Origin of the sequence: Allobosea thiooxidans (assembly GCF_900168195.1) — a bacterium.
GTDB lineage: Bacteria > Pseudomonadota > Alphaproteobacteria > Rhizobiales > Beijerinckiaceae > Allobosea > Allobosea thiooxidans.
Window position 1 is genome coordinate 449,116 of the sequence record NZ_FUYX01000003.1, and the last position, 13,335, is coordinate 462,450.

Here is a 13,335-nt window from a genome sequence, read left to right on the forward strand (position 1 = left end):
ACAGTCATTCTTTCTTGACTTCGCCGGCCCTTTGCGGCATGTCCCACGCCGACGGTTTGCCGGGTTCGCCCGGCCATTTTCTTTTCCGAGGGCCAACGGCCCGCATGGTTCGAGGATAGACCCATGGCCAAGGCCGTGACGATCAAGATCAAGCTGCTTTCGACCGCCGACACCGGCTTCTTCTACGTGACGAAGAAGAACTCGCGCACGATGACCGAGAAGATGTCGAAGAAGAAGTACGACCCCGTCGCGCGCAAGCACGTCGAGTTCAAGGAAACCAAGATCAAGTGAGGCACCCGCCTCGGTTCTTGAATTGAAGAAACCGCCCCTCACCGGGCGGTTTTTTGTTGGGCCAAGGGCGAAGCATGCGGCACCGCCTCGAGGCCATCGTGATCCGATTGTCACCCATTGCCGCCAGAAGCCGCCGGTGCCGGGCGCACCATTGACTCGGGCAGGCAGAGGCAGGCGAGATGCTGCCTGTCATGGCCGGGCTCGACCGCCCCTCCCCGGCACGCCGCCGCAGCGAGGCGAAGATTGATGCTTCGACGATTGCTCAAGCTCCTGGTGGAAGTCGATTCCTCGCGCTTCGTTGCGACGCGCATCGGCGCCGCCCTCGGCCTGTTGGCCCTGCTCGCCATATTCGGCGCGGCCGGCTACTGGCTGCCGGCGGCGATTGCTGGCTATCTCGGACGCTGAGCCTGCTGGGGGGCAAAGGTGGCCGGCCAGCGACGGTTCTGAGGAGGCCAGAATTCCGTCACCGACCGGCCGAGCCCTTCGGCTTCCCAGGAGATGCGGCGGACCTGAGCTTCCGAGGGGCAACTCTGAGCGGCCTTGAGGTGGTCGCTGCGTTGCGGAAACCCTTACAATTCGATGGGTCCGAATCAATCAAATACGACCGAAACCTGCATGTTCATCGATCGTTAACCCTACCTGATAATCTTAAGCCTGCAGACACGCACTCGTGACTCTAGGTCACATTCAACAATATCATCAGGATATTGGCGTATTCCTTTGATCCTTCATGGGAAGAAACGCCACCAAGTGGCTTGACGTGTGGGCGCAGCGCCCTGCCCCGGGGAGCTCCCCAAGTCGGCCGATCGAGATCTCTTGGATGCGAGCGGCCGGCGAACCGTCCTCGGCCGGCTGCTAGGCTGCGCTGGCGACCATCACGCGGTTGCGGCCTTCGGCCTTGGCCCGGTAGAGCGCGTCGTCGGCGCGCTTCATGATGTCCGCCGAGGAAACGTCCCCGGCGCGACGATTGGCGACGCCGACGGAGACGGTCACCTTGATCTGGCGCGTATTGCCGCAGATGGCGAAGGGCTCGCTCTCGACCCGCTCGCGAATGCGCTCGGCGACGCGACAGGCGGCGTCGCGGCCGGTATCGGGCAGCACCACCACGATCTCCTCGCCGCCGAGCCGGGCGACCAGGTCGATGCCGCGGGTGCAGGCCCGGACCCGGTCGGCGAACTCCCGCAGCACCTCGTCGCCGGCATCGTGGCCCCAGCTGTCATTGACCGCCTTGAAGTGATCGACATCGAGGAGGAGGAGCGAGAGCGAGCGGGCGCGCAGGGCGGATTCGTCGAACATCATCGCCAGGCGATTGTCCATGAAGCGGCGGTTGTGCAGCCCGGTGAGCTGGTCCATCACCGCCATCTCCATGGATGACTGGACGCTGTCACGCAGCCGCTCGGTGAAGCGCTTGCGCCGCACCTGCGTACGCACGCGCGCCAGCAGCTCGTTGCGGTCGATGGGGCGCACCAGGAAGTCGTGCGCACCGATGTCGAGCCCGCGCAGGATGCGGGCGCGATCCTCCGCCTCCCCCATCAGCAGCACGGAGACATTGCGCGTGCGCTCCAGCGTGCGCAGCTGACTGCAGAGGCGCAAGCCGTCCTGCCCCTGAAGGTCGAGGCTGACGATGACGCTGTCGAAATCCGTCTCGGCGGCGCGCAGCACCGCCTGCTGGGCATCGCTCTCGACCTCGACGGCATGGAAGGCGCAGAGCGCGTTCTGCAGACGCTCGACCACGCCCGGCCGGTCCTCGACCAGCAGGACGCGCCCGTTCAGGCCGGTTTCGGCGGCGGCCGCCGCCAGAGGGTCGGCGATGCCGAGCCGGACCGACGCCATGGCGCGGCTGCGCAGCTCGTCGGTCATCGCCTTCAGCCGCGTGAGATTGCGCACGCGGGCGAAGAGCGCGGCGTCGTCGAGCGGCTTGGTCAGGAAGTCATCGGCCCCGGCATCGAGCCCTTGCAGCCGGTCGCGCGGCTGGTCGAGCGCCGTGACCATGACGACGGGGATATGGGCCGTGGCCGGCGTTTCCTTGAGCCTGCGGCAGACCTCGAAGCCGTTCATGCCGGGCATCATGACGTCGAGCAGGACGATGTCCGCCTCGCCGCGCTCGCAGATCCGGATCGCGTCGACGCCGTTCAAAGCCGTGATCACGCTGAAATACTCGGCCGAGAGCTTGGCCTCGAGCAGCTTCAGATTGGCGGCGATGTCGTCGACGACGAGGACGCGGGCGGTCATGGCTTCGCTTTCAGCGGCTCAGGCCGCGCCGGCATAGGTCCGGACGGTCTCCAGGAACTTCGCGACCGAGATGGGCTTCGAGAGATAGGCCTCGCAGCCGCCCTCGCGAATCCGCTCCTCGTCCCCCTTCATCGCGAAGGCAGTGACCGCCACCACCGGTATGGCCTTGAGGTCGTCGTCCTCCTTGATCCATTTGGTGACCTCCAGCCCCGAGACCTCGGGCAGCTGGATGTCCATCAGGATCAGGGCCGGATGGTGCGTCCGCGCCAGCTCGATGGCCTCGATGCCATCAGACGTCTTCAAGGTCGCATAGCCATGCGCTTCGAGAAGATCGTTGAAGAGCTTCATGTTGAGCTCGTTGTCTTCGACGATCAGAACCGTCTTCATCAGGCCGCCCTTCATTCGCGCCGGGGATAGCCGCCGGGAGGCAGCGGGCTTTCCAAAATGGCGGCGTCGTTCGATTATTGTCGTAGCACGCGAGCAGTTGACGAAACGCAAACCGGATACGCGACTCCCAGGCCATGGCACCGAGACTGAACCAAGAGGACGCCGAAACGCTGGCGTTGCGCGCCCTCGGCTTCCTGGCCGCCGAACCGGAGCGGATCGAGCTCTTTCTGAGCACGACCGGCCTCGGCCCGGAGAATCTGCGCGCCGCCGCCAGCGAGCCGGGCTTCCTCGCCGCCGTGCTCGATCATATCGCGGCGAGCGATTCGCTCCTGCTCGAATTTGCCGGAAATTTAAGGCTAAATCCCGAAATCGTCGGCGAGGCGCGCCGCCTGCTCGCCGGGCCGGAGCCGGACGACTTCGCTTGAGCGCGGGGCCGTTCCCGCTGCGCAGCCTGTGCCGCGACTGTCTGGCGGACCATGATGCGGCCGTCCCGCTGCGGCGCTGCCCGGCCTGCGGCTCGCCGCGGCTGATCCGCCACACCGAACGCGACACGCTGAGCCTCGCCCATATCGATTGCGACGCCTTCTACGCGACGATCGAGAAGCGCGACGATCCGAGCCTGCAGGACAAGCCGGTGATCGTCGGCGGCGGCAAGCGCGGCGTCGTCTCGACCTGCTGCTACATCGCCCGCACCTATGGCGTGCGCTCGGCCATGCCGATGTTCAAGGCGCTGAAGGCTTGCCCCGAGGCGGTGGTCATCAAGCCGGACATGGCGAAATACGTCGCAGTCGGGCGCGAGGTGCGGCGGATGATGCGGGAGCTAACGCCGCTGGTCGAGCCGCTCTCGATCGACGAGGCCTTCCTCGACCTCTCGGGCACCGAGCGCCTGCACCATGCCAGCCCCGCCGCGACGCTGGCGCGCTTCGCCCGGCATGTCGAGGCCGAGCTCGGCATCACCGTCTCGATCGGCCTGTCCTATGCCAAGTTCCTGGCCAAGGTCGCCTCCGACCTCGACAAGCCGCGCGGCTTCTCCATCATCGGCCGGGCCGAGGCGGTCGGCTTCCTGGCCGACAAGCCCCTGGGCCTGATCCCCGGCATGGGGCCGGCGAGCGTTGCGAAGCTGGCGGAGGGCGGCTTCAGGCTGATCGGTGATTTGCGCGAGGCCCCGGTCGACAAGCTGTTCCGCCTCGCCGGCAAGGACGGCCCGCGCCTCAAGAACCTCGCCAACGGCATCGACCCGCGGCAGGTCACGCCAGAACGCGAAACCAAGAGCGTCTCCAGCGAGACGACGCTCGATGTCGACCTCGCGCGCTTCGAGGAGCTGGAGCCGATCCTCTGGCGGCTCTGCGAGAAGACCTCGAAACGGCTGAAGGCGCAGGAGCTGGCAGGGCGGACGATCACGCTGAAGCTGAAGACCGCCGACTTCCATATCATCACCCGCGCCGCCCGCCTGCCCGAGCCGACGCAGCTTGCGGCCAGGCTGTTCACCGCCGGCCGGGACCTGCTGAAGCGCGAATGCAACGGCGCGCAGTACCGGCTGATCGGCATCGGCACGAGCGATTTCAGCCCGCCCGGCGACGCCGACCACGGCGATCTCGCCGACACCGCGACGCCGCGCCTTAAGGCGATGGAGGGCGCGCTCGACAAGCTGCGCGCCCGCTACGGCGATGCCGCCATCGGCAAGGGCCTCAGCTTGCGGCTGCCGCAGCGGCCGGCCGGGAGCGCTATTTCGCGCAAGGCTCCTGAGGAAGAAGATCCAGACGCGTGAGCGTGCCGCGCAGCGCGAAGCTGCCATAGTCGAGCTTGACCGCGCCGGTGACGCCGTTCTCGTAGAGCTCGAAGGCAATGGTGTAGGAGGGCGTGGTTTCGCCCGAGCCGACCTTGAAATAGGAGATCGTCACCGGCCAACGGGCCATCTTCTCGAATTCGGGACGCTGCAGCGGCTGCTCCGACGGCTTGGCCTCGATGCGCTTCCCGATGACCGAGAGCGTGTCGTAGACCTCCTTGCCGGAATTGGCGCCGTCATAGAGCCGCACGCTCAGCGTGTGCTTGCCGGCGCGCGCGGCCTGGATCACCGCCTTCATCTGCGCGTTCGGGAAAAGCGCGTCGCTGCCGTCGCGATGGGTCTCGGCCTTGGGCTGGCTCAGCTTCACCTCATAGCCACTGCCGCTCTTCTGGGCCGTGCCGTCGACCATGTCCGGCTTGGCGCCGCCGGCGGAGCTTTCCGTCTTGAAGCGGTAGCTCGCCCCGTCGCCGGCCTCGAAGCTGGTCGTGCGGGCATCGATCAGGCGCGGGCCGGCCTCGGTGCCGAGCTGCGTGACCTGACGGAAGGAGAGCGCATAGCCCTCGCAGGCATCGCCGGTGAACTCGAAGGCGATGCGGCCCTTGGCCGTCTCGATGTTGCCCGAGGGCTTGGCGTTGTCGAGGACGAGGTCGTAGACCGCGCGATGCGGCGCCAGCACCACCCGCTCGGGCGCCGGCTGCGTCGCGGCGGGCTGCGCCCAGGCCGGAACCGCCGCCAGCATCAGGGTTGCGATACCGACCCGGCTCGCAGGGGCCGCGAGCCTCAAGCTTATGTCGTTCATGCGCCGCTTTTCCGTTCCATCCTCGGTGGAAATCTAGGTGCATTGCGGCAATGGCGCAAACAAGGCGATGCGCCCGCTTCCAGACGCCGCACCGGCCCTGCCGCGACGGCATGGCGCGATGCTTGCGGGCCGTCCGGGCTTCGGCCATGAAGGAGCGGTCTCGAAAGACCCTGCCTCGCGCGCGGAGCCCTGCCCATGAACGCCGTCGAAACCCGCCTCGCCGAACTCGGAATCACGCTGCCGACCCCGGCGGCGCCGATCGCCAACTACGTGCCCTATGTCATCACCGGCAACCTGCTGGTCATCTCCGGGCAGATCTGCTTCGGCCTCGACGGCAAGCTCTCCGACCATCACAAGGGCAAGCTCGGCGCCGAGATCTTCAACGAGGCCGGGCTCGAGGCGGCGCGGCTCTGCGCCATCAACGTGCTGGCCCAGGCCAAGGCGGCGCTGGACGGTGATCTCGGCCGCATCGTCCGCTGCGTGCGCCTCGGCGGCTTCATCAACGCCGCCCCGCATTTCGCGGCGCTGCCGGCGATCATAAACGGCGCCTCCGACCTGATGGTCGAGGTGCTCGGCGACAAGGGCCGTCATGCCCGCTCCACCGTGGGCGTGGCCGAGCTGCCGGCCGACGCGGCGGTCGAGGTCGAAGCCATGTTCGAGATCGCCTGATGAGCGCCGGCCTCACAAAGGACACCACCCGGCCGGAACTCGGCTGGCTGGTCGCCAAGCCGATCGCCCATCGCGGCCTGCACGATCTCGCCGCCGGCGTGATCGAGAACAGCGGCTCGGCAGCGAAGGCCGCCATCGCCGGCGGCTTCGGCATCGAATGCGACGTACAGCTCACCGCCGACGGCCAGGCCGTGGTCTTCCACGATTTCGTGCTCGACCGGCTGACGGCCGAGACCGGGCCCGTCGTCGCGCGGACAGCCGCCGATCTCGGCCGGCTGACGCTCACCGGTTCGAGCGACCCGATCCTGACGCTTCCGGCCTTCCTCGACCTGATCGGCGGGCGCGTTCCCCTCGTCATCGAGATCAAGAGCCGCTTCGACGGCGATCTCGCGCTGACGCGCCGGACGGTCGAGGTCCTCGCGGGCTACAAGAGCCATCCGATCGTGATCAAATCCTTCGATCCCGCGATCGTGACCGCCCTGCGTGAGCTCGCGCCGGAGATTCCGCGCGGCATCGTCGCGATGAACGCCTATGACTATGGCGACTACGACCGCCTCTCGCCGGAGCGGAAGCATGCCCTCGCCAATCTGCTGCACTTCACCGAAAGCCAGCCGCATTTCCTGTCCTGGAAGGTGGCGGATCTCGAAAGCGCGGCGCCCTATCTCTGCCGCAACGCGCTCGGCCTGCCGCTGATGAGCTGGACCGTGCGTACGCCGGAGGAAAGGCAGCGGGCGGCCAGGCTCGCCGACCAGATGGTGTTCGAGGGCTTCCATCCTTGAGCGAAACCGAGGGAGGCGATCTCACCGTTCGCGTCGCGACCTCCCTCAAGGCCGTCTCCGCAGGCGCATGGAACGCCTGCGCCAATCCCCACGCCCTGCTGGATGCCGTCTCGGCGCCCGGCATCGCGGACAGCGAAGACGCCATCGACCGCGACAACCCCTTCGTCGGCCATGAATTCCTGATGGCGCTGGAGGAAAGCCGCTGCATCGGCGGACGCAGCGGCTGGTCGCCGGCCTATCTCCTCGTCGAGGATGGCGCAGGCCGGCTGCTCGCCGCCGCGCCGAGCTTCCTGAAGAGCCACAGCCAGGGCGAATATGTCTTCGACCATGGCTGGGCGGATGCCTATGAGCGCGCCGGCGGGCGCTACTACCCAAAGCTCCAGGTCGCCGCGCCCTTCACCCCGGCCACCGGCCCACGCCTGCTGGTCGCGGACGGCCCGCGCGCGGAAGAGGCCCGAACGGCGCTGATCGCCTCGCTGGAAGCGCTGCGCGCGCAGACGCAATCCTCCTCCGTCCACGTCACCTTCGCGCAGGAACCGGACATCGCGGCGTTGAAGCAGGCCGGCTATCTGGAGCGCAACGACCTGCAGTTCCATTGGCGGAACGAAGGCTTCGGCAGCTATGACGACTTCCTCGCCACGCTCGCCTCGCGCAAGCGCAAGGCACTGAAACGCGAGCGGCGCGAGGCGCTCTCGGCCGGGATCACCATCGAGGCGCTCTCGGGCCGCGACCTGACCGAGGCGGTCTGGGACGATTTCTTCGCGTTCTATGAGGATACCGGCTCGCGCAAATGGGGCCGGCCTTATCTCAACCGCGCCTTCTTCTCGCAGGTCGGCGCGGCGATGGGCGAGCGCATCGTGCTGATGATGGCCAGACGCGCCGGGCGCTACATCGCCGGCGCCATCAACTTCCGCGGCGCCAATACCCTCTATGGCCGCAACTGGGGCTGCATCGAGGACCATCCCTTCCTGCATTTCGAGGTCTGCTACCACCAGGCCATCGACTACGCGATCGCGCATGGCCTCGCCCGCGTCGAGGCGGGCGCGCAGGGCGAGCACAAGCTTGCGCGCGGCTATCGCCCGGTCATCACCCGCTCGCTGCACCATATCGCCGATCCAGGCCTGCGCCGTCCGGTCGACGCCTATCTCGCGCAGGAGCGCGCGCAGATCGCGGCGGCCCGCGAAGCGCTCGCTGCCGAAAGCCCCTTCCGCAAGACGGACACCGCCGATGACTGACGAGGCCATCAAAGGCGCGAGCCCTCATCCTGAGGGGGCCCGCAGGGCCGTCTCGAAGGATGGTCCAGATGGTTCCGGAGCCTCGACGAACATCCTTCGAGACGCCGCTCCTGACGGAGCGGCTCCTCAGGATGAGGGGTCAGGGAAATCACCGATCTTCTGCGAGGACCGCGCGCTCGGCTATCGCCGCAGCCTGACCGATTTCTCGCAGCCGCTCGAACTCGACGACAGCTACCGCCTGGCGCATCTGCCCCTGGTCGCCCCCGAGCACCCGCGCGTGATCGCACGGCGCGACGGCAAGTTCTACGAGATGGGCCGGCATCCGCGCGTCTTCTCGCTGGTGCTGCCGGTCGCGGACGCGGCGCTCAGGGCGTCCCCCGCCTTCCTGGCCCTGGAAGGCGAGCTCAGGAGTTCGCCCTTCGCCCGCAAGATCGCCTGGGAGATCCTGCCGCGGCGCCGGGACCGCCTGCACGCGACGATCTGCGGCTCGCTCGGCATCGACGAGCCGCCGGCGATCGCGCAGGCGACGCACGACGCGCTGGGCGAGATCGAGCCCTTCGCGGTCGAGCTGCGCGGGCTGTTCTCGGGCAACGTCAACCGGGGGCGGCTCTACCTCGCCGCCTATCCGGAGATACACGGCGGAACCAACATGCTGCAGGCGGTGCAGGCGGCCTTCGGCCGCCCGCCCGGCGATCTCTGGCTCGTCGGCCTCTACAACTTGACCGACGATCTCGACGCCGCCGAGACGTCAGCCTTGGCCGAGATCGTCGCGCGCTGGTGGAACGAACCGCTGCTGCGCTTCACCGCGACGGAGCTGCAGCTGATGGCCGCAGGTGACGACCTCGTGCTCGACGGCAGCGTCGAGGCGACATTGCCGCTGGGCACCGCGCGCGGGGGCGCCCGGCTTCCACGGCCTTGACGCCTTCGCGGACCGGCCACAGGTTGCGCGCTTCGCATTCCAAGCCATCCGGAACCGCCATGACCGCCTATGACCCGTCCAACGTCTTCGCCAAGATCCTGCGCGGCGAGCTGCCCTCCCATACCGTCTACGAGGACGCGGAGACGCTTGCGATCATGGACATCATGCCGCGTGCCGACGGACATGTGCTGGTGATCCCGAAAGCCCCCTGCCGCAACGTTTTCGACGCTTCGCCCGAGGCGCTGAAGGCAGTCGCGCTGACGACGCAAAAGCTCTCGCGCGCCGTCAAGGCCGCCTTCGCCGCCGACGGGCTCACCATCCAGCAGTTCAACGAAGCCGCCGGCGGCCAGGTCGTGTTCCATCTCCATGTCCATGTCATGCCGCGCTTCGACGGCGTGGCGCTGCGCCCGCATACCGGCGCGATGGAGAAGAACGAGGTGCTCGCCAGCAATGCCGAGAAGATTCGCGAGGCCCTGAAAAAAATCTGAGAGGCATGTCACAAGGGGCGTGGCTGCCTCGTCTTGTCGTCATCAACCGATGGAGAAGACCATGAGCCAACGCCTCAATGTTTTTCAGGTGGCGCCCGCAGCGATCGAAGCGCTGCTGAAGACGCAGGCCTATGTCAACGAGAGCGGGCTGGAGCACAGCCTGCTCGAGCTGGTGAAGATGCGAGCCTCGCAGATCAACGCCTGCGCCTATTGCCTGCACATGCACTCGATGGATGCCCGCAAGGCCGGCGAGAGCGAGGCGCGGCTCTATCTGCTCGACGCCTGGCGCGAATCCGACCTCTACACCCCGCGGGAGCGCGCCGCGCTCGGCTGGACCGAGGCGCTCACCCGCCTCTCGGAGGGAGCCCCGAGCGACGAGGCCTTCGCGGAGCTGCGTGCTCATTTCAGCGAGAAGGAGTGCGTCGACCTCTCGATGTCCATCGCCGCCATCAATGCCTGGAACAGGCTGAATGCCGGCTTCCGCTCGCGCCACCCGGCCGACCGGCCGCGCAAGACCGAGGCCGCGGCCTGAGCCGATGCCTGTTCGGGCCGAGCGGCCTTGCCCGCTCGGCCCGGTCTACCGTTCCGCAGCGAGATAACACCATGAGCAAACGTCTCAACCCCTATACGACCGCCCCCGACATGATGAAGCCGATGATCGCGCTCGAAGCGGCGGTCAAGGATTCCGGCCTCGAATACAGCCTGATCGAGCTGGTGAAGATGCGCGCCTCCCAGATCAATGGCTGCGCCTATTGCCTGCACATGCACTCGGCCGACGCCCGCAAGGCCGGCGAGAGCGAGGCCCGGCTCTATCTGCTGAGCGCCTGGCGCGAATCCGAGCTCTACACCCCGCGCGAGCGCGCCGCATTGGCCTGGACGGAGGCGCTGACGCTGCTGCCGCAGACCCATGCGCCCGACGCCGATTACGAAGAGGCCTTGCGCCATTTCAGCGGGGAGGAGATGGTCAAGCTCTCGCTGCTGATCGGCACGATCAATGTCTGGAACCGGATCGCGGTCGGCTTCCGCTCGCATCACCCGAACGACAGGGCTCCAAGGATCGAGGCCGCCTAGCTTCCGCACGCACGGGATTTCATGACGGACGCCACGGCCGCCGGCTTCGAAACGCACCGGTCCTATTTGATCCGCCTCGCCTACCGCATGCTCGGCTCGCTCAGCGACGCCGAGGATGTGGTGCAGGACGCCTGGCTGCGCTGGCATGATTCCGCTCCGGAGGCTGTCTCCAGCCCGCGCGCCTGGCTCGGGCGCGTGGTGACGCGGCTGTGCCTCGACGTGATGAAATCGGCGCGGCGGCGACGGGAGAGCTATGTCGGCGCCTGGCTTCCGGAACCGCTGATCGAGGAGATCGGCGGCGCCCCCAGCGGCGACGAAGCGATCGATGTTCCCTACGCGCTCCAGCTCGCGCTGGAACGGCTGTCGCCGCTGGAACGGGCCGCCTTCCTGCTGCATGACGTCTTCGACCTGCCCTTTGCCGAAATCGCCGAGACGCTCGGGCGCAGCGAGGCCGCCTGCCGGCAGCTCGTCTCGCGAGCGCGCCGCCATGCGCGGGAAGACGGCCCACGCCACCCGCTCTCGCACGACGAGGCGCGGCGCTACGCCCAGGCGTTCTTCGAAGCCGCCCACAGCACCGACCCCACGGTCCTGAAGAGCATGCTCGCCCATGACGCCGTGCTGCGCGCCGATGGTGGCGGCAAGGTGAACTCGGTGCTGAACCCGATCCTCGGCAGCGAGAAGATCGGCCGCTTCTTCGCTGGCGTCGCCCGCCATGTCGAGCAGGAGGGGCGCGCGACGACACGCTACGCCTTCGTGATGATCAACGGCCTGCCCGGCTATGTCAGCCTCGAGCGCGGCGAGACCGCGCAGGCGACGGCCTTCGACATCCGCGATGGGCGCATCGCCGCGATCTACATCGTCCGCAACCCCGACAAGCTCGGCCATGTCCGGCGGCAGCTGGCAGATGCCTAGGCAGACCTCATCGGATCGGATCGCGGACACCGCCATTGCGAGCGAAGCGAAGCAATCCAGGGGGATTGGCCGAGCACCTCGTCCGGTCCCCCTGGATTGCTTCGTCGCTGGGCTCCCCGCGCGAACCGCCCGAAAGCCCCTCTAGCCTGCCGCGAACAGCCAGACGCCGCCGATCAGGATCGCTTCACCGACCAGCACGGCGAGCATCATCCGGCGCCGGTCCAGCAGCATGACGACGCTCGCGGCGGCAAGCGCCGCGACCCGCACCAGGGCAGGCGCAGCGGCAAGCGCGCCCGGCGGCGAGACCATCAGCTTGGCGACGATGCCAGCCAGCAGCGCCGTGGCGACCGCCCTGACCCATTCGAGCAGCGGCGAATCGTTGGACAGCCCGCGCGCGAAGCCGACCGCGAGCCAGCGCCAGATCTCCGTCGGCAGGACCGCGAAGAGCATCAGGGCCAGATAGGGCCAGAGAGGCCCGTCGAGCAGGGCGATCGGCTGGGTCATGCCGGCTTCCGCTTCCGCCCGACGGCAAAGGCGATGGTGCCCGCCGCGAGCCCGGCGACGATGAGATCGAAACCGCCGCCGATGAAGCGCTCACAGATCGGCGCCAGCACGAGCCCGAGAGCCAGCGCGGTCACGTCACCGCGATGGCGCAGCCCCCCTATCAGCGAGATCAGGAAGAAGATCGGCGTCAGGCACAGCAACCCGGCGGCGAAGGGAATCGGCAGCGCACCGAGAAGATAGTAGCCCGTGAAGGTGCCGACCGAGCTGACGGCCATGCAGGTGTTGGCGAAGCCGAGGAAATAGGCGACCCGCTGATGTGGGGCGATGCCGGGCAGCCGGCGAAGCCCCTCGCTCCAGGCGGTAACCGCGACGTAATGTGCAAGGAAAAGCTGTTGCCAGACACTCTGGCCCGGCCGGCGCAGCAGCGGCAGGATCGCCATGGTCATCGGCAGGAAGCGCAGCGAGGCGAAGGCAACCGCAATGGCGATCGCGCTCCAGGCGGCCCCGGCCGCGATCGAGGCGAAGAACAGCACCTGCGAGGGGCCGGCCCAGACGAGGATCGTCGAGAGCACCGCGACATCGACCGGATAGCCGACATCGCGGGCGAGCGAGCCGATGCCGATGAGCCCGAAACCGACGATCCAGGCGGGCAGCAGCAGCGCATCGCGCATGCCGGCCAGCGCGACACGCTGCCAGCTCCAGTCTGCGGATACGCTCATAGGGTCATCGCTGCGGGACGGGCTCGAAGGAGTCACGGCCCCGGATCGGAGCCTTCTCCTCTATCGGTCATGCCCTCGACGCTTGCATAGATGCCGTCAAGCCGGCCCGCTCTGCGATTGATGCAAGGAGCGGCGTGCCGGAGCCCACGAACAGAAGGGCCCCGGACAGGGGAAGCGCCTCCCTCCGCCAGGAAAGGCGCCGCCGCGATTCCGTAAACCGCGTGGGGCGCTCGAACGCGACCTTGCCGCTTAGCCCTTGCCGCCCTTCATCGCCATCGTGATGATCTCGTTGGCGAAGTCGATGATCTCCTTGGGGATGCCGCCGACGGCCTGGATGCAGAGATAGATCAGATAGATGATCGCGGGCACCAGGATCCAGCCGAGCACCTCCTCGAAGACCTTGCGGCGGCGCCTGCGGCGGTCACGCTTCTCGAACCAGCCCAGCTTCTCCTTGGGCGGGCGCGCGGGCGCCTGATCCTGGGCCTGGGGCAGCGCCTCGCCGGGCTCGGCGGCGAGGGTTGCGGATTTCCGTTTGAACAACACG

The 13,335-nt window shown here is 67.6% G+C and carries 18 protein-coding genes; 12 read left to right on the top strand and 6 right to left on the bottom strand.

Annotation, left to right across the window (positions count from 1 at the left end):
* The first annotated feature begins 123 nt into the window (after nt 1-123).
* Both rpmG and B5Y19_RS26040 read left to right on the top strand, forming a co-directional pair.
* Nucleotides 124-291, top strand: coding sequence for a 50S ribosomal protein L33 (gene rpmG, locus B5Y19_RS07995; RefSeq protein ID WP_038367996.1), 168 nt, complete (start codon nt 124-126; stop codon nt 289-291).
* Between the two features lie 246 nt (nt 292-537).
* Entirely contained in the window at nt 538-696 is a 159-nt protein-coding gene (locus B5Y19_RS26040) for a hypothetical protein (RefSeq protein WP_156367035.1), read from the top strand.
* A 450-nt stretch (nt 697-1,146) separates the two neighbouring features.
* On the opposite strand, the gene B5Y19_RS08000 is transcribed toward B5Y19_RS26040, so the two are convergent.
* Nucleotides 1,147-2,523, bottom strand: a complete 1,377-nt coding sequence (locus B5Y19_RS08000; RefSeq protein ID WP_055727446.1) for a PleD family two-component system response regulator — start codon at nt 2,521-2,523, stop codon at nt 1,147-1,149.
* Nucleotides 2,524-2,541: 18 nt separating this feature from the next.
* Entirely contained in the window at nt 2,542-2,913 is a 372-nt protein-coding gene (locus B5Y19_RS08005) for a response regulator (protein ID WP_055727542.1), read from the bottom strand.
* A gap of 131 nt (nt 2,914-3,044) precedes the next feature.
* Between B5Y19_RS08005 and B5Y19_RS26315 the strand changes: the two genes are divergently transcribed.
* Both B5Y19_RS26315 and B5Y19_RS08015 read left to right on the top strand, forming a co-directional pair.
* Nucleotides 3,045-3,335 (top strand): DUF3572 domain-containing protein, encoded by a 291-nt coding sequence (locus B5Y19_RS26315; RefSeq protein WP_055727445.1) that lies wholly within the window; start codon nt 3,045-3,047, stop codon nt 3,333-3,335.
* The gene (locus tag B5Y19_RS08015) at nt 3,332-4,678 is read left to right on the top strand and encodes a DNA polymerase IV (protein ID WP_079591305.1); all 1,347 of its coding nucleotides are present in this window, start codon (nt 3,332-3,334) and stop codon (nt 4,676-4,678) included. Before B5Y19_RS26315 ends, B5Y19_RS08015 begins: the two co-directional genes overlap by 4 nt.
* Here the strand turns inward: B5Y19_RS08015 and B5Y19_RS08020 are convergent.
* Nucleotides 4,635-5,495 (bottom strand): cell envelope integrity EipB family protein, encoded by an 861-nt coding sequence (locus tag B5Y19_RS08020; RefSeq protein WP_079591306.1) that lies wholly within the window; start codon nt 5,493-5,495, stop codon nt 4,635-4,637. The genes B5Y19_RS08015 and B5Y19_RS08020 overlap by 44 nt on opposite strands.
* Before the next feature lie 195 nt (nt 5,496-5,690).
* On the opposite strand from B5Y19_RS08020, the gene B5Y19_RS08025 reads away from it, so the two are divergent.
* From B5Y19_RS08025 to B5Y19_RS08060, 8 genes are all read left to right on the top strand, one after another.
* A complete protein-coding gene (locus B5Y19_RS08025; protein ID WP_079591307.1) occupies nt 5,691-6,164 on the top strand; it encodes a RidA family protein in 474 nt (157 codons plus the stop codon).
* Complete coding sequence (locus B5Y19_RS08030; RefSeq protein ID WP_055729946.1) at nt 6,164-6,943, top strand: glycerophosphodiester phosphodiesterase family protein; 780 nt, start codon at nt 6,164-6,166, stop codon at nt 6,941-6,943. Before B5Y19_RS08025 ends, B5Y19_RS08030 begins: the two co-directional genes overlap by 1 nt.
* On the top strand, nt 6,940-8,178 hold the full coding sequence (locus tag B5Y19_RS08035; protein ID WP_079591308.1) for a GNAT family N-acetyltransferase: 1,239 nt from the start codon (nt 6,940-6,942) through the stop codon (nt 8,176-8,178). Before B5Y19_RS08030 ends, B5Y19_RS08035 begins: the two co-directional genes overlap by 4 nt.
* On the top strand, nt 8,171-9,097 hold the full coding sequence (locus B5Y19_RS08040; protein ID WP_244555521.1) for a 2'-5' RNA ligase family protein: 927 nt from the start codon (nt 8,171-8,173) through the stop codon (nt 9,095-9,097). The genes B5Y19_RS08035 and B5Y19_RS08040 overlap by 8 nt, the downstream gene beginning before the upstream one ends.
* A 59-nt stretch (nt 9,098-9,156) precedes the next feature.
* A complete protein-coding gene (locus tag B5Y19_RS08045; protein ID WP_055729948.1) occupies nt 9,157-9,585 on the top strand; it encodes an HIT family protein in 429 nt (142 codons plus the stop codon).
* A 61-nt stretch (nt 9,586-9,646) separates the two neighbouring features.
* Nucleotides 9,647-10,117 carry a carboxymuconolactone decarboxylase family protein gene (locus B5Y19_RS08050; protein WP_055729949.1) on the top strand — a complete coding sequence of 157 codons (471 nt, stop codon included), beginning with the start codon at nt 9,647-9,649 and terminating at the stop codon, nt 10,115-10,117.
* A 71-nt stretch (nt 10,118-10,188) separates the two neighbouring features.
* Nucleotides 10,189-10,656: a carboxymuconolactone decarboxylase family protein gene (locus B5Y19_RS08055; protein WP_055729950.1), complete on the top strand. Its 468-nt coding sequence runs from the start codon at nt 10,189-10,191 to the stop codon at nt 10,654-10,656.
* 21 nt (nt 10,657-10,677) lie between these two features.
* Nucleotides 10,678-11,568 (top strand): sigma-70 family RNA polymerase sigma factor, encoded by an 891-nt coding sequence (locus tag B5Y19_RS08060; RefSeq protein WP_055729951.1) that lies wholly within the window; start codon nt 10,678-10,680, stop codon nt 11,566-11,568.
* A 141-nt stretch (nt 11,569-11,709) separates the two neighbouring features.
* On the opposite strand, the gene B5Y19_RS08065 is transcribed toward B5Y19_RS08060, so the two are convergent.
* From B5Y19_RS08065 to B5Y19_RS08075, 3 genes are all read right to left on the bottom strand, one after another.
* Nucleotides 11,710-12,072: an AzlD domain-containing protein gene (locus B5Y19_RS08065; protein ID WP_055729952.1), complete on the bottom strand. Its 363-nt coding sequence runs from the start codon at nt 12,070-12,072 to the stop codon at nt 11,710-11,712.
* A complete protein-coding gene (locus B5Y19_RS08070; protein ID WP_055729953.1) occupies nt 12,069-12,791 on the bottom strand; it encodes an AzlC family ABC transporter permease in 723 nt (240 codons plus the stop codon). The genes B5Y19_RS08065 and B5Y19_RS08070 overlap by 4 nt, the downstream gene beginning before the upstream one ends.
* A 249-nt stretch (nt 12,792-13,040) precedes the next feature.
* Nucleotides 13,041-13,334 carry a hypothetical protein gene (locus B5Y19_RS08075; RefSeq protein WP_139384298.1) on the bottom strand — a complete coding sequence of 98 codons (294 nt, stop codon included), beginning with the start codon at nt 13,332-13,334 and terminating at the stop codon, nt 13,041-13,043.
* Between the last annotated feature and the right edge of the window lies 1 nt (nt 13,335).

Bases quoted from the DNA above. Each gene is read 5' to 3' on its own strand.
- B5Y19_RS08025 (WP_079591307.1), top strand. From the start codon at position 5,691: ATGAACGCCGTCGAAACCCGCCTCGCCGAACTCGGAATCACGCTGCCG.
- B5Y19_RS08065 (WP_055729952.1), bottom strand. From the start codon at position 12,072: ATGACCCAGCCGATCGCCCTGCTCGACGGGCCTCTCTGGCCCTATCTG.
- B5Y19_RS08030 (WP_055729946.1), top strand. From the start codon at position 6,164: ATGAGCGCCGGCCTCACAAAGGACACCACCCGGCCGGAACTCGGCTGG.
- B5Y19_RS26315 (WP_055727445.1), top strand. From the start codon at position 3,045: ATGGCACCGAGACTGAACCAAGAGGACGCCGAAACGCTGGCGTTGCGC.
- B5Y19_RS08055 (WP_055729950.1), top strand. From the start codon at position 10,189: ATGAGCAAACGTCTCAACCCCTATACGACCGCCCCCGACATGATGAAG.
- B5Y19_RS26040 (WP_156367035.1), top strand. From the start codon at position 538: ATGCTTCGACGATTGCTCAAGCTCCTGGTGGAAGTCGATTCCTCGCGC.
- B5Y19_RS08000 (WP_055727446.1), bottom strand. From the start codon at position 2,523: ATGACCGCCCGCGTCCTCGTCGTCGACGACATCGCCGCCAATCTGAAG.
- B5Y19_RS08050 (WP_055729949.1), top strand. From the start codon at position 9,647: ATGAGCCAACGCCTCAATGTTTTTCAGGTGGCGCCCGCAGCGATCGAA.
- B5Y19_RS08040 (WP_244555521.1), top strand. From the start codon at position 8,171: ATGACTGACGAGGCCATCAAAGGCGCGAGCCCTCATCCTGAGGGGGCC.
- B5Y19_RS08070 (WP_055729953.1), bottom strand. From the start codon at position 12,791: ATGAGCGTATCCGCAGACTGGAGCTGGCAGCGTGTCGCGCTGGCCGGC.
- rpmG (WP_038367996.1), top strand. From the start codon at position 124: ATGGCCAAGGCCGTGACGATCAAGATCAAGCTGCTTTCGACCGCCGAC.
- B5Y19_RS08020 (WP_079591306.1), bottom strand. From the start codon at position 5,495: ATGAACGACATAAGCTTGAGGCTCGCGGCCCCTGCGAGCCGGGTCGGT.
- B5Y19_RS08045 (WP_055729948.1), top strand. From the start codon at position 9,157: ATGACCGCCTATGACCCGTCCAACGTCTTCGCCAAGATCCTGCGCGGC.
- B5Y19_RS08060 (WP_055729951.1), top strand. From the start codon at position 10,678: ATGACGGACGCCACGGCCGCCGGCTTCGAAACGCACCGGTCCTATTTG.